Annotated in this window: 16 protein-coding genes; 11 read left to right on the forward strand and 5 right to left on the reverse strand. The window is 62.5% G+C overall.

Going from position 1 to position 17911, the window contains the following annotated elements; genetic code table 11:
* Nucleotides 1-287 precede the first annotated feature (287 nt).
* From G8E03_RS11295 to G8E03_RS11305, 3 genes are all read left to right on the forward strand, one after another.
* Nucleotides 288-2039: an acetolactate synthase 3 large subunit gene (locus tag G8E03_RS11295; protein ID WP_166191826.1), complete on the forward strand. Its 1752-nt coding sequence runs from the start codon at nucleotides 288-290 to the stop codon at nucleotides 2037-2039.
* A gap of 167 nt (nucleotides 2040-2206) precedes the next feature.
* Nucleotides 2207-2770, forward strand: a complete 564-nt coding sequence (gene ilvN / locus G8E03_RS11300; RefSeq protein ID WP_166191829.1) for an acetolactate synthase small subunit — start codon at nucleotides 2207-2209, stop codon at nucleotides 2768-2770.
* A gap of 233 nt (nucleotides 2771-3003) precedes the next feature.
* On the forward strand, nucleotides 3004-3249 hold the full coding sequence (locus tag G8E03_RS11305; RefSeq protein WP_166191832.1) for a GlsB/YeaQ/YmgE family stress response membrane protein: 246 nt from the start codon (nucleotides 3004-3006) through the stop codon (nucleotides 3247-3249).
* Between the two features lie 141 nt (nucleotides 3250-3390).
* Here G8E03_RS11305 and G8E03_RS17590 read toward each other — a convergent pair whose 3' ends face one another.
* From G8E03_RS17590 to G8E03_RS11315, 3 genes are read right to left on the reverse strand one after another with little or no spacing between them, the layout of a single operon-like run.
* The gene (locus G8E03_RS17590) at nucleotides 3391-3513 is read right to left on the reverse strand and encodes a hypothetical protein (protein WP_283811442.1); all 123 of its coding nucleotides are present in this window, start codon (nucleotides 3511-3513) and stop codon (nucleotides 3391-3393) included.
* Nucleotides 3503-3940 carry an Lrp/AsnC family transcriptional regulator gene (locus tag G8E03_RS11310; protein WP_166191834.1) on the reverse strand — a complete coding sequence of 146 codons (438 nt, stop codon included), beginning with the start codon at nucleotides 3938-3940 and terminating at the stop codon, nucleotides 3503-3505. The genes G8E03_RS17590 and G8E03_RS11310 overlap by 11 nt, the downstream gene beginning before the upstream one ends.
* Nucleotides 3937-4392 carry an Lrp/AsnC family transcriptional regulator gene (locus tag G8E03_RS11315; protein ID WP_166191837.1) on the reverse strand — a complete coding sequence of 152 codons (456 nt, stop codon included), beginning with the start codon at nucleotides 4390-4392 and terminating at the stop codon, nucleotides 3937-3939. The genes G8E03_RS11310 and G8E03_RS11315 overlap by 4 nt, the downstream gene beginning before the upstream one ends.
* A 134-nt stretch (nucleotides 4393-4526) precedes the next feature.
* Between G8E03_RS11315 and ilvC the strand changes: the two genes are divergently transcribed.
* The 6 genes from ilvC to G8E03_RS11345 all read left to right on the forward strand — a co-directional run bounded on the left by ilvC (nucleotide 4527) and on the right by G8E03_RS11345 (nucleotide 9443).
* Nucleotides 4527-5549 (forward strand): ketol-acid reductoisomerase, encoded by a 1023-nt coding sequence (ilvC, locus tag G8E03_RS11320; protein ID WP_166191840.1) that lies wholly within the window; start codon nucleotides 4527-4529, stop codon nucleotides 5547-5549.
* Between the two features lie 78 nt (nucleotides 5550-5627).
* Nucleotides 5628-5840, forward strand: coding sequence for a DUF4760 domain-containing protein (locus G8E03_RS11325; RefSeq protein ID WP_166191843.1), 213 nt, complete (start codon nucleotides 5628-5630; stop codon nucleotides 5838-5840).
* A gap of 44 nt (nucleotides 5841-5884) precedes the next feature.
* A complete protein-coding gene (locus G8E03_RS11330; protein WP_166191846.1) occupies nucleotides 5885-6451 on the forward strand; it encodes a hemerythrin domain-containing protein in 567 nt (188 codons plus the stop codon).
* 108 nt (nucleotides 6452-6559) lie between these two features.
* A complete protein-coding gene (gene secG / locus G8E03_RS11335; protein ID WP_166191849.1) occupies nucleotides 6560-6925 on the forward strand; it encodes a preprotein translocase subunit SecG in 366 nt (121 codons plus the stop codon).
* A gap of 161 nt (nucleotides 6926-7086) precedes the next feature.
* Nucleotides 7087-8730: a CTP synthase gene (pyrG, locus tag G8E03_RS11340; RefSeq protein WP_166191852.1), complete on the forward strand. Its 1644-nt coding sequence runs from the start codon at nucleotides 7087-7089 to the stop codon at nucleotides 8728-8730.
* 35 nt (nucleotides 8731-8765) lie between these two features.
* Nucleotides 8766-9443, forward strand: a complete 678-nt coding sequence (locus tag G8E03_RS11345; RefSeq protein WP_166191855.1) for a fumarylacetoacetate hydrolase family protein — start codon at nucleotides 8766-8768, stop codon at nucleotides 9441-9443.
* 6 nt (nucleotides 9444-9449) lie between these two features.
* Here the strand turns inward: G8E03_RS11345 and G8E03_RS11350 are convergent, their stop codons facing one another.
* The gene (locus tag G8E03_RS11350; protein ID WP_166191858.1) at nucleotides 9450-12863 is read right to left on the reverse strand and encodes an indolepyruvate ferredoxin oxidoreductase family protein; all 3414 of its coding nucleotides are present in this window, start codon (nucleotides 12861-12863) and stop codon (nucleotides 9450-9452) included.
* Between the two features lie 565 nt (nucleotides 12864-13428).
* Here G8E03_RS11350 and G8E03_RS11355 point away from each other — a divergent pair.
* Complete coding sequence (locus tag G8E03_RS11355; RefSeq protein ID WP_166191861.1) at nucleotides 13429-14340, forward strand: LysR family transcriptional regulator; 912 nt, start codon at nucleotides 13429-13431, stop codon at nucleotides 14338-14340.
* 233 nt (nucleotides 14341-14573) lie between these two features.
* On the opposite strand, the gene G8E03_RS11360 is transcribed toward G8E03_RS11355, so the two are convergent.
* Nucleotides 14574-15446 (reverse strand): LysR family transcriptional regulator, encoded by an 873-nt coding sequence (locus G8E03_RS11360; protein WP_166191864.1) that lies wholly within the window; start codon nucleotides 15444-15446, stop codon nucleotides 14574-14576.
* A 279-nt stretch (nucleotides 15447-15725) separates the two neighbouring features.
* On the opposite strand from G8E03_RS11360, the gene purL reads away from it, so the two are divergent.
* Nucleotides 15726-17903, forward strand: a complete 2178-nt coding sequence (purL, locus tag G8E03_RS11365) for a phosphoribosylformylglycinamidine synthase subunit PurL (protein WP_166191867.1) — start codon at nucleotides 15726-15728, stop codon at nucleotides 17901-17903.
* The last annotated feature ends 8 nt before the right edge of the window (nucleotides 17904-17911 follow it).

The following is a 17911-nucleotide window of genomic DNA, read 5'->3' on the forward strand; positions in this document are numbered from 1 at the left end:
TCTAAAGCTGCGCACACAGCGCCCGACACGACATTTAATTTCAGTAAATCCCCCTTTTGCGCCACTTTCCCCACAATCCGGTGTTGACCCCGCCTGCCAAGAGGGTAAAACAGGATCGTGCAAAGGAAAAAGCCATGACAACTCTCGTAGTAATTATCGGACAGCGCACCTGACGCGGGGATGATCCCCACGGCAGCAGGTGCGCTTGACCCCCAGCCGGGGGTTTTTTTATGCCTTATGCACATTTGAAACAGGGCCGCGTGCCCGTCAGGAAGAGAGACAGACCCATGACCCGTATGTCTGGAGCACAGATCGTCGTCAAAGCCTTGAAAGATCAAGGCGTCGATACCGTATTTGGCTATCCGGGCGGGGCCGTGCTTCCGATCTACGACGAGATTTTCAAGCAGAACGACATCCGCCACATTCTGGTGCGCCACGAACAGGCCGCGGCACACGCGGCGGAGGGGTACGCCCGCTCCACCGGCAAGCCGGGCGTTGTCCTCGTCACCTCCGGCCCCGGCGCGACGAATGCCGTCACCGGCATGACGGATGCGCTGATGGACAGCATTCCCATGGTCGTTCTGACCGGTCAGGTCCCGACCTTCATGATCGGCAACGATGCCTTTCAGGAGGCGGACACCGTCGGCATCACCCGCCCCTGCACCAAGCATAACTGGCTGGTGAAGGACACGGACAACCTGTCCAGCACCCTGCATCAGGCGTTCCACGTCGCCACCAGCGGCCGTCCCGGCCCGGTTCTGGTCGATATCCCCAAGGACGTGCAATTCGCCGACGGCACCTATGTCGCGCCGGAAAAGTCCGACAAGGGCCACTACGCCCCCCGGGTCAAGGGCGATGTTGAGGCGATCACGCAGGCGGTCGAGCTGCTGGAAACGGCGAAGCGTCCGATCTTCTATACCGGCGGCGGCGTCATCAATTCCGGCCCGGCGGCCAGCCAGCTGCTGCGCGAACTGGTTGAGGCGACCGGCTTCCCCATCACCTCCACCCTCATGGGGCTGGGCTGCTATCCTGCCAGCGGCAAGTCTTGGCTGGGCATGCTTGGAATGCATGGCATGTACGAGGCCAACATGGCGATGCACGATTGCGACGCGATGATCTGCATCGGCGCGCGCTTCGACGACCGGATCACCGGGCGCACCGATGCGTTCAGCCCGAAATCGCGGAAGGTGCACATCGACATCGACCCCTCTTCGATCAACAAGATCATCCGCGTGGACGTGCCCATCATCGGTGACATCGCCCACGTGCTGGAGGACATGCTGCGCATCTGGAAGTCCCGCGGCCGCAAGACCCGGTCCGAGGAGGTCGCAAAGTGGTGGAAGACGATCGACACCTGGCGTGAGACCAAGTGCCTCGCCTACGAGAAGTCGGACAAGGTCATCAAGCCGCAATACGCGCTGGAACGGCTGGAGGCGCTGACCAAGAAATATGACCGCTACGTCACGACCGAGGTCGGCCAGCATCAGATGTGGGCCGCGCAATATCTCGGCTTCGAGGAGCCGAACCGCTGGATGACCTCCGGGGGCCTCGGCACCATGGGCTACGGCTTTCCGGCCTCGGTCGGCGTGCAGATCGCGCATCCCGACAGCCTGGTCATCAACGTCGCGGGTGAGGCGTCATGGCTGATGAACATGCAGGAATTGGGCACGGCGATGCAGTTCCGCGCCCCGGTCAAGCAGTTCATCCTGAACAATGAGCGTCTTGGCATGGTCCGCCAGTGGCAGGAGCTGCTGCACGGTGAGAGGTATTCGGCCAGCTGGTCCGAAAGCCTGCCCGATTTCGTCAAGCTGGCGGAGGCGTTCGGCGCCAAGGGCATCCAGTGCCACGACCCCGACGGGCTGGACGATGCGATCATGGAAATGATCGAACATGACGGTCCCGTCGTCTTCGACTGTCTGGTGGAAAAGCATGAGAACTGCTTCCCGATGATCCCGTCGGGCAAGGCGCACAATGAAATGTTGCTGGGCAACACCTCGACCAAGGATGCGATCGAGGCCGGCGGCGCGGTGATGGTCTGAGCACCGGCTTGGCCTGCCCCCGATCCTGCCGGATCGGGCATGTCGCATTAACCTGGGGCGGCGATCCTGAACTGGGATCGCCCCGCCAAAACAAACGGTTGTAGAATGTTCTTCAACCAACTGCCATTAACCTGTTCCCCGCGGGGAACATCCTGGAGGAGCGTCAGATGAGCCCGCTAGACCTCAAGAAGGGCAGCTCGAAAAAGAGCGCCTACGACCTCAAGACCCCGTTCTCCGATGTGGATGAGCGTCACACCCTCGCCGTTCTGGTGGACAACGTCGATGGCGTGCTGGCGCGCGTCATCGGGCTGTTCTCGGGCCGGGGCTACAACATCGACAGCCTGACCGTAGCGGAGGTCGATCATACCGGCCACCGCTCGCGCATCACCGTCGTCACCACCGGCACGCCGCAGGTGATCGTGCAAATCAAGCACCAGCTGGAACGCATGGTCGTGGTGCATGAGGTCCACGACCTGACCGTCGAGGGGCCGAGCGTCGAGCGGGAACTGGCTCTGGTCAAGGTCGCCGGCACCGGCAACGAACGGGTCGAGGCACTGCGCACGGCCGAAATCTTCCGCGCCCGCGTCATGGACACCACGACCGAGAGCTTCGTTTTCGAGCTGACCGGCGTCCCGAACAAGATCGACGCCTTCGTCGATCTGATGGTGCCGCTGGGATTGGTTGAGGTCGCCCGCACCGGCGTCGCCGCGATGGCCCGCGGCCTGGAATGACCTGAAAACACGCGCCCCGATCCGCCGGGGCGCGTCCGGCTGCCGTTCGCATAGCACCAAGACTTTCCCGACAGGCTGGCATGCTCATTCGGCACGTCCCGCGCGTGGGGGCTTTCCGAAAAAACAGCCGGCTTTCCTGCTGAGCCATTGCGCGCATCATTGGCTCTGCATCCTTGACGTGCCGGCTGAAGGGATCATTCTCTCAATCACCATTCGCAATTGAGGAGCAAGATATGGGCTGGATCGTCGCAATCATCGTAGGTGCCATCGCCGGGTGGATCGCCGAGAAGATCATGAAGGCCGACCATGGGCTTTTGACCAACATCGTTCTGGGCATCATCGGCGCCATGATCTTCAACGGACTGCTCAGCCTTGTCGGCATCGCTGAACGCACGGGCTTTTTCGGCAGCCTGATCGCGGGCGTGATCGGCGCCTGCCTGCTGATCTGGATCTGGCGTATGATCAAGGGACGCAGCTAAGCGCACCCCATGGCCACGGCGCATTGCGCGTGGCCAGTCATCCCCCTTGCACAGGACCAACCATCGCGTAGGGACGGCCACCGCGCATTGCGCAAAGCCTTCATCGCGCAGGAATTAATCCGTGCTGATGCACACGATGCTTTACGTTTCGCGCAGTTCGACGTTGAACGGGCTGCCGTTCTCGCCGCGTCGCCACGCGCTGGACGTAAGCTTGCCTTCATATCCGGTGTTCTGATTGACACCGGAATATGTATTATTCGTCACCCAGCAGGACGTTTGATTCCACATCTCCCACCCCGGGCAGGGTCATGATGCGCCGGCGCAGGATACGCTCGAAATCGCTGAGGTCCTGCGCCACGACCCGCAAGCGGTAATCGTACAGCCCGATCACCTGCTGGACGAGTTGCACCTCGGGGATCGAGATCACGGTCCGCTCGAAATCCGCCATCGCGGTCCGGCCCCGCGCCGCCAGCTTGATGCCCAGAAAGACCGTCACGCCGTAGCCCAGTTTCGCCGCATCCACGACCAGCGCACGCCCGGTGATGACGCCGTCCGCCTCCAGCCGCCGGATCCGGCGATACGCCGCGGGCTGGCTCAACCCGACCGCATCGCCCACCTGCTTGGCATTCAACCCACCATCGCTGCGCAGCGCATCGAGGATCGCATGATCCGTCGCGTCCAGTTCCGTCATACGGGCACCGCCTGCGTGTTCTTCAGCTCCGAGACCAGCATCAGGCTTTCCAGGTCGAGGATATGCGGCAGGGCCATGATCCGGTCGCGGTAGATCTGCTGGTAATGCGCCAGATCGCGGGCGGTGACGTCCATGCGGATGTCCACCCGGCCCAGCAGGGTCTGGATCGCCGTGACCTCGGGGATGGTGCGGGCCTCCGCAATGAAGGCGTCGAAGGCATTGCGCGCGGTCTTGTCGAGCGTGATGCGTAGGAAGACCTGAACCTCCAGGCCCAGCTTGCGCTGGTCGATCAGGATCTGCCGCCCCTTGATGACTCCGTCCCGTTCCATGCGCGCGATCCGGCGCCAGCACGGCGCGTGGCTGAGGCCGGCGCGTTGCGCCACGGTGGCGACGGAGGCGGCGGGATCAGCCTGCATCTGACGCAGGATGCGCCTGTCAGTATCGTCGAGCATCAATTTTCCGCTTCACGGCAGTTTCACGCATTAGTATACGCCGAATGACGGCTTTTCGACAGAGAAAGAAATATCTCTCGCCGATTTTCGCGTAAATTGCCCCTCAACCGGGGAACACAACAAAGGATATACCCATGCGCGTTTATTACGATCGTGATTGCGACATCAACCTGATCAAGGACAAGAAGGTCGCAATTCTGGGCTACGGCTCGCAAGGTCACGCGCATGCGCTGAACCTGCGTGACAGCGGCGCGAAGAATCTGGTCGTCGCCCTGCGCGAAGGATCAGCCTCCGCCAAGAAGGCCGAGGGCGAGGGCCTCAAGGTCATGGGCATCGCCGAGGCAGCCGCATGGTGCGACGTCATCATGTTCACCATGCCCGACGAATTGCAGGCCGAGACCTACAAGAAATACGTGCACGACAACCTCAAGGACGGCGCGGCCATCGCCTTCGCCCACGGCCTGAACGTGCATTTCGGCCTGATCGAGCCGAAGCCCGGCGTCGATGTCATCATGATGGCGCCCAAGGGCCCCGGCCATACGGTTCGCGGTGAATACACCAAGGGCGGCGGCGTTCCCTGCCTGGTCGCCGTGGATCAGGACGCGTCGGGCAAGGCGCTGGAAATCGGCCTGTCCTATTGCGCGGCCATCGGTGGCGGTCGCTCCGGCATCATCGAGACGAACTTCCGCGAGGAATGCGAAACCGACCTGTTCGGTGAGCAGGCAGTGCTGTGCGGCGGTCTGGTCGAATTGATCCGCATGGGCTTCGAGACGCTGGTGGAGGCAGGCTACGCTCCCGAAATGGCGTATTTCGAGTGTCTGCACGAGGTCAAGCTGATCGTCGACCTGATCTACGAGGGCGGCATCGCCAACATGAACTACTCGATCTCGAACACGGCGGAGTATGGCGAGTATGTCTCCGGTCCGCGCATCCTGCCCTACGACGAGACGAAGGCCCGGATGAAGGCGGTTCTGCGCGACATCCAGACCGGCGCGTTCGTGCGCGACTTCATGCAGGAAAACCAGGCAGGTCAGCCGTTCTTCAAGGGCACGCGCCGTATGAACGACGAGCATCAGATCGAGCAGGTCGGCCAGAAGCTGCGTGAAATGATGCCCTGGATCTCCGCAGGCAAGATGGTGGACAAGTCCAAGAACTGATCCTGTGGGCGCCCGCAGTGAACCTGCGGGCGCCATCATCCGCCTACCCCTCATGAGGGGCTGAACTATCAAGTGTTCATGTGCCTGAGCATTCTGCGCGACGACCTGAATGAGCAGATTCTGCGCTATTCCCTCCGCTCCATCATGTGCAATTATGTGGAGGATTTTGCGGATGTGATCGAGCATACGCGCACGATCAACAGCAAGAGCTTCTCTCACCTGTGCCATGTCTACAATCGCTGGCGCAATCCGGGAAAACCGGCCATAGGGACGAAGCTGGGCAGCAGCTGATCCGCGAGGCCTGCCGCGCGCCCTCGACGAAAGGAATGTCGGCCATGGACCTGGACCTCAACACCCGCGAACGCCTGCCGGACGCCCTGCGTGTGCTGTTCGAATCCTATCCGCGTGAGACGTGGGAGGAGCATCGTAATTTCGGTGAACTGATCCGCTTCTGGCTGGACCGGCACCTTCAGTTCCGCCGGATGAACGCGATGTTGCTGGCCGGGGCCGAGGGGTATCTGGACGGCAGGCTGGATGCGGAGCGCTATGGCCGTGAAACCGGGCGCACCGGTCAGATGCTGCTGCACCATCTGCATGAGCATCACATGGTGGAGGATACCCACTATTTCCCCGTGCTGACCCGTCAGGACGCTCGGTTGGAGCGTGGCTTCACGATGCTGGACGCGGATCACCACGCGCTGGACGAACATCTTGCGGAATTCGCAAAAGATGCGAACGGCTTGCTGCGCGCATTGGGCGCCGGCAACGCACGGGATGAGGCCGGGCGTTTGCATGAGCGCCTGACAGGCTTCGGAGGCTTTCTCGACCGGCATCTGACGGATGAGGAGGAACTGATCGTGCCCGTCCTGCTGCATTACGACCCGCGTGAGTTCCGCACCTGACGCCACGGTCGGTGGACTGCGACGGGAATACGCCGTTTTCGCATCGACACCTCGGGATCCCTTTGTTAGATAGCCTCGCATCGCCATCAGTCAGCGCACGGACCCGTAATGCAAAACGTTCTTCTCGTCATTCTGCTTCTGCTCGCACTCGCGCTTATCATCGTGGTGCTGATGCAGCGCTCCGAAGGGGGCGGTCTCGGCATGGGTGGTGGCGGCGGCGGTGGCGGCATGATGTCCGGACGCGGGGCGGCATCCGCGCTGAGCAAGGTGACATGGATCATCGCGGCCGCCTTTCTGTCGCTGTGCGTGGCCCTTACCATCATCGCCGCGCGCGAGAGTGGAAACTCCAGCGTGCTGGACCGGCTGGGCACGGAGCAACCCGCAGGTGATGTCGATACGACGCTGCCCGGGGATCTGCAGGGCGATCTGCTGCCGCCGACAGGTGGCCTCGAACTGCCGCCAGCGGCTGAATAACAACTCAATACATCGCGTCACATACCCCCCCGACCACTAGATCGGGGGGTTGATCGCTTGCTGGAATCATCTTTTCCGGGTAAGGGATCAATCCCGTGGCGTGGTGACGATCCAGACTGACACCAGGCGGCAATTCAGGCCGACACGGGGGACCATTTCATATGGCACGATACGTATTCATTACCGGCGGGGTGGTATCCTCGCTTGGCAAGGGACTTGCCTCCGCCGCACTGGGTGCATTGCTGCAGGCGCGGGGCTATTCGGTACGGCTGCGTAAGCTCGACCCCTATCTGAACGTCGATCCCGGCACGATGTCGCCGTTCGAGCATGGTGAAGTCTTTGTTACCGATGACGGTGCGGAGACGGATCTGGATCTGGGTCACTATGAACGGTTCACCGGGGTTGCCGCGCGTTCGACGGATTCCGTATCCTCTGGCAGGATCTATTCCACCGTGTTGGAGAAGGAACGCCGGGGCGAGTATCTGGGCAAAACCATTCAGGTGATCCCGCACGTTACCAACCAGATCAAGGATTTCCTGGAAGTCGGCAGCGACGAGGTCGATTTCATGCTGTGTGAGATCGGCGGCACCGTCGGCGATATCGAGGGGCTGCCCTTCTTCGAGGCGATCCGACAGTTCGGGCAGGAGAAACCCTTCGGCCAGTGCCTGTTCATGCACCTGACCCTGCTGCCCTACATTGCCGCGTCGGGGGAGTTGAAGACGAAGCCTACGCAGCACTCGGTCAAGGAGCTGCGCTCCATCGGGATCGCGCCCGATATTCTGGTGTGCCGCGCCGATCAGCCGATTCCCAGCAAGGAGCGTGAGAAGCTCGCCCTGTTCTGCAACGTGCGGCCCGAACGGGTGATCGCTGCGCTGGACCTCAAGTCGATCTACGAGGCACCGCTGGCCTATCACCGCGAGGGGCTGGATCAGGCGGTTCTGGACGCGTTCGGCATCGCGCCAGCCCCTGCCCCCAAGCTGGACCGCTGGCGCGACGTGGCCGACCGTATCTACAACCCCGATGGCGAGGTTCGCATCGCCGTCGTCGGCAAGTACACGCAGCTTGAGGACGCCTATAAATCCATCAGCGAGGCACTGACCCATGGCGGAATGCACAACCGGGTCAAGGTGCGCACAGAATGGATCGACGCGGAGATTTTCGACAGTGACGATCCGGCACCCTATCTCGAAGGATTCCACGGCATTCTGGTGCCGGGAGGCTTCGGTGAGCGGGGAACCGAGGGCAAGATCAGAGCCGTGAAATACGCTCGTGAGCACGACATTCCCTATTTCGGAATCTGTCTGGGAATGCAGATGGCCGTGGTCGAGGCCGCGCGCAATCTGGCCGGTATCGGCAAGGCGGGCTCCGAGGAGTTCGACACCGAATCCGGCGGCGGGCGATTTGAGCACGTGATCTATCACATGAAGGAATGGAACGAGGGCAACCGCACCATCCAACGCTCGATCAACGACGACAAGGGCGGCACCATGCGACTGGGCGCCTATGACGCGACGCTGGCCGCGGGCAGCAGGATCGCGGATATCTATGGCGCCACCGATATTTCGGAACGGCACCGTCATCGGTTCGAAGTCGATATTACCTACAAGGAAAAGCTGGAGGAAGCGGGTCTGCGCTTCTCCGGCCTCAGCCCGGACGGGGAATTGCCCGAGATCGTCGAGATTCCGACGCATCCGTGGTTCGTCGGCGTGCAATTCCACCCGGAACTGAAATCGAAACCGTTCGAGCCGCACCCGCTGTTCGCCAGCTTCGTACGCGCGGCAATGGATCAGTCCCGACTGGTGTGAAGGGGCCTCCGGCGGGAATATTTGGAGAAAGTGAAATGAGCTTCGTACTGCCCGCCCCCGCCCAGCCCAGTGTCGCCGTCGAGGGCACGGAGGACCGGTTTCCCGTCCGGCGCGTGTTCTGCGTTGGGCGTAATTATGCCGCCCACGCGCGCGAGATGGGCAATGATGAGCGCGACCCGCCGTTCTTCTTTACCAAGCCTGCGGATGCGCTGGTCGGAGACAGACACACCATCCCCTACCCGCCGCAGACCAAAGACTTGCATCATGAGGTCGAACTGGTCGTCGCGATCGGGACCGGCGGCACGGATATCCGTGCCGAGGATGCGTTGAGCCATGTCTGGGGCTATGCCATCGGCAATGACCTGACACGGCGCGATCTGCAAGCGGTGGCCAAGAAGGCCGGGCGGCCGTGGGATTGGGGCAAGGCATTCGACAATTCGGCAATTTGCGGCCCGGTCCACCGTGGCCCGCATCCCCTGACCGGCGCGATCACCAGCCGGGTCAATGGGGAGGAGCGCCAGCGCGGCGATCTGTCAGAGATGATCTGGTCGGTACCGGAAATCATCGCCGCCTGCTCCGCCTCGGTCACGCTGCTGCCGGGGGATCTGATCTATACCGGCACGCCTGCGGGCGTCGGCGCATTGCAGCGGGGCGATAGCTGCACCTGCCAGATCGAGGGGCTGGGCGCGATAACCACGATCATCGCGCCCTGATTGCAGTTACTGCGCGGCGTGCAGGATCGGCGCACCGCCGGCCCTGAACCGGGCGAGGATTTCCTCGCGCCGCTTTGCAGCATCCTCGGCATTGGCCTGCTTCACATGACCGAATCCGCGAATTTGCAGCGGCAGCAGGGCCAATGCGACGGCCGCGTCGTGGGTGGAGGCATCGACCGATGACAGGACCTCATCCATATCCGCCTCGAACTGAGCGATCAGCGCCCGCTCCATCTTACGCTCGGCGGTATAGCCGAAGGGATCGAGCGGGGTGCCGCGCAGCGTCTTGCCATGCCGCAGGACCGAAAACGCCTTGAGCATCCACGGGCCGAATTCGGACTTCGCCGGGCGACCCTCGGCGTCCTTCTTGCCCAGGATCGGCGGGGCCATGTGAAAGCGCATGTTCGTGACGCCCTCGAATTTGGCCGCGATGGCTTGTTCCAGCGTTTCGGAATGCAGGCGGGCCACCTCGTACTCATCCTTGTAGGACAGCAACTTGTGATATCCCTGCGCCACGGCGAGGGCGAGCTCATCGCTGACCGTTCGGGCACGATCCACCAGCGCGGTGTATTTCTTCGCCAGCTTCGCGTTCTGATAGGCCGTCAACTGATCCGCGCGGAAGGCGACGCGTTCCTCCAGGCTGCGCTCCTCCACCGGGACTTCGGAGGTTGTCAGCGCCGCAGCCTCATCGGGCGCATGTATCGCCCAGCGGCCCAGTTCGAAGGCGCGTTTGTTGCCCTCGACCGCAGCACCGTTGAGTTCCAGCGCGCGCATCAGCGCCTCCAGCGACAGGGGAACCAGACCCGCCTGCCACGCGGCACCCAGCATCAGGACGTTCGCGTAGATCGCGTCGCCCAGGACCTTCTCCGCCAGCTTCGACGCATTCAGCATCGCCAGCGCCTCATCGCCGAGGCGGGCGCGCAGGGCGAGGCCCATGCGGTCGGTTGGCAGTTGGAATTCCTTGTTATGGGTGAATTCGCCTGTGATGATCTCATGACTGTTGCACACGGCGCGGGTGCGGCCACGGGTCATCAGGCCCAGAGTCTTGGAGCCGGCAGCGACGACCATGTCGCCCCCGATCACGCCGTCAGCCTCCCCCACTGCGACGCGCACCGCGCTGATGTCACCGGGTGTTTCGGCAATGCGGGCGTGGATGTGCACCGCGCCGCCCTTTTGCGCCAGACCGGCCATTTCCATGACGCCGGCGCCCTTGCCCTCCAGATGTGCGGCCATGGCAAGCACGGCGCCGACGGTAACGACCCCCGTGCCGCCAACGCCGGTGATGACGAGGTTATGCGTGCCGTTGATCGTCGGCAGGGCGGGCATGGGCAGGTCGTCGATGCGCACAGCGGTCGTTTCCGCCTTGCGGACCTTGGCCCCCTCAACCGTGACGAAGCTGGGGCAGAATCCCTTGAGGCACGAGAAATCCTTGTTGCAGCTCGACTGGTCGATCTGGCGTTTGCGGCCAAGCTCGGTTTCCAGCGGCAGGATCGAGACGCAGTTGGACTGTACGCCGCAATCGCCACAGCCCTCGCACACGGCGGGATTGATGAACACGCGCTTGTCGGGATCGGGGAAGGTGCCGCGCTTGCGCCGGCGGCGTTTTTCGGCAGCACAGGTCTGGATGTAGAGGATGACGGACACGCCCTCAATTTCCCGCAACTCACGCTGAACAGCGTCAAGTTCATCCCGTTCGCGCATTTCTATGGGGAAACTGGCGGGATCGACGTCCTCCTTCGGATCGTAGACGCCGACGATGCGTGAAACGCCCATCGCCTTGACCTCATGCGCGATGCGCAGCGCGTCCAGACCGCCCTCGTTGGATTGGCCGCCCGTCATGGCGACGGCATCGTTATAGAGGATCTTGTAGGTGATATTGGTGCCTGCGGCCAGCGCGGCGCGGATCGCCTGCACGCCGGAATGGTTATATGTGCCATCCCCCAGGTTCTGGAACACGTGCTGCGTTTTCGAGAAGGGTGCCTCACCTATCCAGTTCGCGCCCTCGCCGCCCATATGGGTGAAGCCGACGGTTTCGCGGTCCATCCATTGCACCATGTAGTGACAACCGATCCCGGCATATCCGCGAGAACCCTCAGGAACCTTGGTCGAGGAGTTGTGCGGACAGCCGGAGCAGAACCACGGCAGGCGGGCGGCGATTTCCTCGGCGTTGTCGGCCTTGGCGGCGGAATCCAGAACCTCCATCGCGGTGGTCAGACGTTCCGAGGTCACGCCCTCCTCCGCCAGCAGAGCGCCCAGCTTTCGTGCAATCAGAACGGGATCGAGCGCGCCCTTGACGGTGAACAGCAGGTCGCCGTCTTCCTTTTTCCAACCGACGACGCGACGGCCCTTGCGGTCATCGAAGATCGCCTCCTTGATCTGCACCTCGATCAGCTTTCGCTTCTCCTCGACGCAGATGATGATGTCCAGATCATCGGACCATTCGCGCATCGACTTCATGTCGAGCGGCCACGGCATGCCGACCTTGTAGGTGGTGATGCCCAGACGCTGCGCCTCCGCCTCGTCGATGCCCAACAGGTCGAGGGCGTGGATCGTGTCGAGCCAGCTCTTGCCGCTGGAAACGATGCCGATGCGCGCGCTGCGATCGCCGTGAACGCGGTAGTCCAGCTTGTTTGCGCGGGCAAATGCCTCGGCTGCGAAACGTTTGTAATCGTGCAGGCGGGCCTCCTGTTCCGCCGGGGAATCGCCCAGACGGATATTGATGCCGCCTGCGGGCATGTCGAAATCGGTGGGCTGGCGGACCTGCACGCGGTCGATGGAACCGTCCACGACCTCCGTCACCTCGATGGTGTCCTTGAGGCACTTGATCCCGACCCAGCAGCCGGAATAGCGGCTCAGCGCCCAGCCCAGAATGCCGTAATCAAGCACTTCCTGCACACCGGCGGGGGCCAGAATCGGCATCAAGGCATCGACCAGCGCGAATTCCGACTGGTGCAGCACTGTCGAGCTTTCGCCCGTATGGTCATCGCCCATCGCGACCAGAACCCCGCCAAGCGCGGACGTGCCCGCCATGTTCGCGTGGCGAAAGACATCGCCCGAACGGTCCACGCCCGGCCCCTTGCCATACCAAAGGCCGAACACGCCGTCATACTTGCCCTCGCCCCGCAATTCCGCCTGTTGTGCGCCCCACAGCGCGGTCGCGGCGAGGTCCTCGTTCAGGCCGGACTGGAACACGACGTTCGCCTCCGTCAACTGCTTCGCCGCGCGTTGCATCTGCTGATCCACGCCCCCCAGCGGCGATCCGCGATATCCGGTAACGAGGCCAGCCGTGTTGTGCCCCGCGGCGCGGTCGCGCGCGGCCTGCATCAATGGCAGGCGCACCAGCCCCTGAATGCCGCTGAGCAGGACGGTGTCCTTGCTCAGATCATAGCGGTCGGACAGGCTTACATCCTGTAGTGTCATATCATCATCTCCCACATGATGCCCATTCTGCGAAGGCTTCACGAATTGAGTTACGACCCTAGGTTAGGTAAGAAATATTGACCCTTCAAGTTGAATTTTCGAAGAATCACGCAGATGTGCGGCGCGGGGTTGATGTCGAACGATGGTATCGGGGTTAGTAGCGAAACCACACGTACGAGCCAAACCGTAACGAAATCTTCAGAATCGAAGGCACATACAATACTTGGCCGAAATGAACTGTAATTCGGCAGACAGGCCGATGCTATATTACCGATCCGTTCGAGCCCATTGGATCGCAAGGGCTTTCGTGTCTAGCCTACCGGGGGTGATTCACCATCCAGAACAGGGGGAAACCTTCGAAAGTATCTTTATAATTTACCCGAAATTATCTTTAGCGCCTTGGCCCACGACGCGAATTTGGTATCCTCGCAGCAAATCTCGTGCAAAAAAGCCGGGCGGTTGCGTGACAATCGCGCGATAGTCTTGAGCAAGTCGAAACGGTCCATATCTGCCGTGGCCAATCATCCAGCCGGGACACATCGGAGCTGAGGGGAGCGAAGACGGTATGGACTGGGACAAATTGCGGATTTTCCATGCTGTGGCGGATGTCGGCTCTCTTACCCATGCAGGGGACAGCCTGCATCTGAGCCAATCTGCCGTCAGCCGCCAGATTCGGGGGCTGGAGGAGGCGTTGAACGTCACCCTGTTCCATCGCCATGCGCGCGGGCTGATGCTGACCGAACAGGGCGAGCTGTTGTATTCCGCCACACGCGACATGGCCAAACGGCTGGCGGCGGCCACCGCGCGCATTCGCGACAGCGAGGATGAGGTTTTCGGCGAACTGCGCGTCACCACAACCACCGGATTCGGTACGCTGTGGCTGGCCCCTCGCCTGATCCGGCTTTACGAGAGGTATCCCAACCTCAAGATCAATCTGATGCTGGACGAACGGGTCGTCGATCTGCCGATGCGTGAGGCGGACGTGGCCATCCGGCTCAAGGAACCCAGTCAGGCCGATCTGATCCGCCGCAGGCTGATGGACGTGCGGATGCGGTTCTATGCCTCGGAGGACTATATCGGTCGTAATGGCCTGCCCGCCACGGCGGAGGAGTTGATGCGCCATCGCATCATCGGACATGCGCCCGATTCCCCGCAGGTTGCCGCCGGTCAGGCCTGGCTGCGCCCGTTCCTCGACGGAGATCATCCCAGCCATCTGACGGTAAACAACTATTTCGGCATTCTGCAATCGGTGATCCACGGCCTGGGCATCGGCGCCCTGCCCGATTACGTGACGAACAACCAGCCCGATCTGGTCAACGTCGTGCCCAGCCAGGCGAGCGGCGTGGTGCCGGTCTATCTCGCCTATCCCGAGGAATTGCGTCATTCCAAGCGGGTCGCGGCGTTTCGTGATTTCATTCTGGCCGAAATCGCCGCCTATAAACGCGCCCAGCGGGAGGCGGCGGAGGCGGCGAGCTGACCGCCATGGATCGCAGTGGCCCATAGCGATCAGATTGTGCTGCAACCGCAACACATGCACCCAGCGGGATACAGCTATGCGTATACAGTTGTGCACACTCACTTGCCATAAGCGGGCGGGCGTTCTAGATACCCTCTCAAGACAGGCGGATGTGCGGCTCCGGTTGCTTCCCGTCGGTCTTGATACCTCCCTGTTGGACTTGGGCCGAGCTTTATGCTCGGCCTTTTTTTTGCTTACTCAACCTGCTTTTTCAGCCACTTGAGCACGGCCTGGACCTGCGCGCGCTGGGGGCCCTTGCGGTAGAGCAGGTGATAGCCGCAGCCCGGGGTCTCATCCTCCCACAAGATGCGCAGGCGGCCTGCGTCCACATCCTCCTGAACGAACAGTTTTGTGGTCGCGGCAATGCCCTGCCCCTCACGCAGGGCGGCCAGCATCATGTAGCCGGGGATCTGCGTGATGTTTTTCACACGTTCCATAGGGATATTCATCGCGGTCAGCCAGATCGCCTGTTCGTGCCGGCCGGGCTCCTCGAACCATGGCAGGGCGAGCAGGTCTTCAGGGCAATCGGGCGACCAGGATTCGACCAGGGTGGGCGCGGCGCACACGACGAACGAGGTCGGAATGAACGGCTCATTGATGACGCCGGGCCACCCGCCCGGACCAAAGCGGATCGCCAGATCGTACTCACCCGCCCCCAGATCCACCAGTTCCGGGCCGGGATTCAGCGCCAGTTCGATGTCCGGATGCGCATCGCGCAGGGCCGCAAGGCGGGGCATGAACCAACTGACGGCAAAGCTGGGGGTCAGCGCGATACGCACGGGCAGAAGGCTTTTCTGATCGCGAATTCTGGAAATTCCCTGCCGGAAGCTGGCGAATCCCTCCGCCAGGTCATGTGCCAGGGCCTGCCCGTCCGTTGTCAGGGCCAGACCGCGCCCCGCGCGCTGCACCAGAATGACGTCCAGTTCACGCTCCAACCCGCGCACCTGCTGTGCAACGGCGGCATGTGTCACGTTCAACTCCCGCCCCGCGGCGGAAAAGCTGAGATGGCGGGCCGTCACCTCAAAGGCGCGAAGGGCGGCGAGAGGCGGGAGCAAGGGTTCGGGCATATGTAACTCAGTCTAACATTTCAGAAACCGTTATGGCTCGCATAAAGTCGAAATCAGGCTCATATTCAGTACATCGAAACACAGGAGGAGGAGAACGTCATGTTATTTCTGTTCGCGAATACATATTCGATTGCCAGCCGAACCGATCCGCTGCAACGTCAACTTCACCCGCCGCATCAGCCGGTCTATGAGCGACGCATAGATCAGCGGCAGAGGTGACTTGCCGACAGGGGCCTCCGCCCCCTAAAAGGCTGCAACGCAAGCCTGCCGGAGGCCCCGATGTCCAACGATCCCGCCATCACCCCTGACCTTATCGCCGCTCACGGCCTGAACGATGAGGAATACCAGCGCATCCTCGACCTGATCGGGCGTGAGCCGAGCTTCACCGAACTGGGCATCTTTTCCGCCATGTGGAACGAGCATTGTTCCTACAAGTCGTCGAAGAAGTGGTTGCGCACCCTGCCCACAACCGGCCCGCAAGTGATCTGCGGCCCAGGTGAAAATGCGGGCGTCGTCGATATCGGCGAAGGTCCCGACGGGCAGAAGATGGCCGTCGTCTTCAAGATGGAGAGCCACAACCACCCCTCCTATATTGAGCCGTATCAAGGGGCCGCCACCGGCGTCGGCGGCATTCTGCGCGACGTGTTCACCATGGGCGCGCGTCCGATCGCGGCGATGAACGCGCTCAGCTTCGGCCGGGTCGAGCATCCGCGCACCCGAACTCTCGTCAATGGTGTGGTTGAGGGGGTGGGCGGCTACGGCAATGCCTTTGGCGTGCCTACGGTGGGCGGGGAATTGCGGTTTCACGCGGCTTACGATGGCAACTGTTTGGTAAATGCCTTCGCAGCCGGTCTGGCGGATGCGGACAAGATTTTCTATTCGGCGGCGTCAGGCGTGGGAATGCCGGTGGTTTATCTGGGCGCGAAGACGGGCCGTGATGGCGTGGGCGGCGCGACCATGGCCTCCGCCGAGTTCGATGACACCATCGAGGACAAGCGCCCCACCGTGCAGGTCGGCGACCCCTTCACCGAAAAGCGCCTGATGGAGGCAACGCTGGAATTGATGGCGACGGGGGCCGTGATCTCGATTCAGGACATGGGGGCGGCGGGCCTGACCTGCTCCGCCGTGGAAATGGGCGACAAGGGCAATCTGGGCGTCCGGCTGGATCTGGAGCGGGTGCCAGTGCGTGAAGAAAACATGACCGCCTATGAGATGATGCTGTCGGAATCGCAGGAACGCATGTTGATGGTCCTGCTGCCCGCCAAGGAGGATGAGGCCAAGGCGGTGTTTGACAAATGGGATCTGGACTTCGCCATTGTGGGTGAGACGATTGCCGAGGATCGTTTTCTGATCGTGCACAATGGGGAGGTAAAGGCCGACCTGCCGTTGAAGGCGCTGTCGGGAACCGCCCCCGAATATGACCGCCCCTGGGTCGCCACCCCACCGGCAGGACCAGTCGGGGACGTGCCCGAGGTGGACCCGGCGGAGGCGCTGCTGGGACTGGCAGGCTCCGCCAATTATGGCTCACGCGCATGGGTCTGGCAGCAATACGACACCACCGTCATGGCCGATACCGTGCGCGCGCCCGGTGCCGATGCGGGCGTCGTGCGGGTGCACGGAACGGACAAGGCGCTGGCCTTCACCTCGGACGTGACGCCGCGCTATTGCCTGGCGAACCCGGTCGAGGGCGGCAAGCAGGCGGTGGCGGAGGCGTATCGCAACCTTTGTGCGACCGGGGCCACCCCCTTGGCCACGACCGACAACCTCAACTTCGGCAATCCGGAAAAGCCGCAGATCATGGGGCAGCTTGTAGGCTGTATCGAGGGGATCGGCGCGGCGGTCGCGGCGCTGGACATGCCGATCGTGTCGGGCAATGTCAGCTTGTATAACGAGACGGACGGCACCGGCATTCTGCCCACCCCGACCATCGGCGCAGTGGGCCTGCTTGCCTCGCTTGACGATATGATCCCCACGGCGCCCAGCGATGGCGATACGCTGGTCCTGCTGGGGGAAACACGCGGTCATCTGGGCCAGTCCGCCCTGCTGGCAGAACTGTATCAGCGCATCGAAGGCGACGCCCCGCCCGTCGATCTGACGGCGGAGCGGGCGCATGGCGAACTGGTGCGGGCCGCGTTCGCCGCCGGTCTGATCCGCGCGGCCCACGACCTGTCGGATGGCGGGCTTGCGCTGGCGGCCAGCGATATGGCGCTGGCGGGCGATGTCGGCATCACGTTGGAGGGCAGCGGAACCGGCTGGTGGTTCGGTGAGGATCAGGCGCGTTATCTGCTCGCCACCCGCGATGCGGAGGCACTGGTCGCCATGGCCCGGTCCAAGGGGCTGCCCGCGAAGGTCGTGGGCCAGGTCGGAGGGGGCGCGGTCGTGCTCGGCTCCGCCTCGGTTGCGCTGGCCGATCTGCGGGTGGCCAGCGATACCGCCCTGCCCCATCGCTTCGGCTGAGGTTGGTC

Origin of the sequence: Pontivivens nitratireducens (assembly GCF_011290545.1) — a bacterium.
GTDB lineage: Bacteria > Pseudomonadota > Alphaproteobacteria > Rhodobacterales > Rhodobacteraceae > Pontivivens > Pontivivens nitratireducens.

Excerpts from the sequence above, each read along its gene's own strand:
- G8E03_RS11295 (WP_166191826.1), top strand. The coding sequence starts at position 288 with ATGACCCGTATGTCTGGAGCACAGATCGTCGTCAAAGCCTTGAAAGAT.
- ilvN (WP_166191829.1), top strand. The coding sequence starts at position 2,207 with ATGAGCCCGCTAGACCTCAAGAAGGGCAGCTCGAAAAAGAGCGCCTAC.
- G8E03_RS11305 (WP_166191832.1), top strand. The coding sequence starts at position 3,004 with ATGGGCTGGATCGTCGCAATCATCGTAGGTGCCATCGCCGGGTGGATC.
- G8E03_RS11310 (WP_166191834.1), bottom strand. The coding sequence starts at position 3,940 with ATGACGGAACTGGACGCGACGGATCATGCGATCCTCGATGCGCTGCGC.
- G8E03_RS11315 (WP_166191837.1), bottom strand. The coding sequence starts at position 4,392 with ATGCTCGACGATACTGACAGGCGCATCCTGCGTCAGATGCAGGCTGAT.
- ilvC (WP_166191840.1), top strand. The coding sequence starts at position 4,527 with ATGCGCGTTTATTACGATCGTGATTGCGACATCAACCTGATCAAGGAC.
- G8E03_RS11325 (WP_166191843.1), top strand. The coding sequence starts at position 5,628 with ATGTGCCTGAGCATTCTGCGCGACGACCTGAATGAGCAGATTCTGCGC.
- G8E03_RS11330 (WP_166191846.1), top strand. The coding sequence starts at position 5,885 with ATGGACCTGGACCTCAACACCCGCGAACGCCTGCCGGACGCCCTGCGT.
- secG (WP_166191849.1), top strand. The coding sequence starts at position 6,560 with ATGCAAAACGTTCTTCTCGTCATTCTGCTTCTGCTCGCACTCGCGCTT.
- pyrG (WP_166191852.1), top strand. The coding sequence starts at position 7,087 with ATGGCACGATACGTATTCATTACCGGCGGGGTGGTATCCTCGCTTGGC.
- G8E03_RS11345 (WP_166191855.1), top strand. The coding sequence starts at position 8,766 with ATGAGCTTCGTACTGCCCGCCCCCGCCCAGCCCAGTGTCGCCGTCGAG.
- G8E03_RS11350 (WP_166191858.1), bottom strand. The coding sequence starts at position 12,863 with ATGACACTACAGGATGTAAGCCTGTCCGACCGCTATGATCTGAGCAAG.
- G8E03_RS11355 (WP_166191861.1), top strand. The coding sequence starts at position 13,429 with ATGGACTGGGACAAATTGCGGATTTTCCATGCTGTGGCGGATGTCGGC.
- G8E03_RS11360 (WP_166191864.1), bottom strand. The coding sequence starts at position 15,446 with ATGCCCGAACCCTTGCTCCCGCCTCTCGCCGCCCTTCGCGCCTTTGAG.
- purL (WP_166191867.1), top strand. The coding sequence starts at position 15,726 with ATGTCCAACGATCCCGCCATCACCCCTGACCTTATCGCCGCTCACGGC.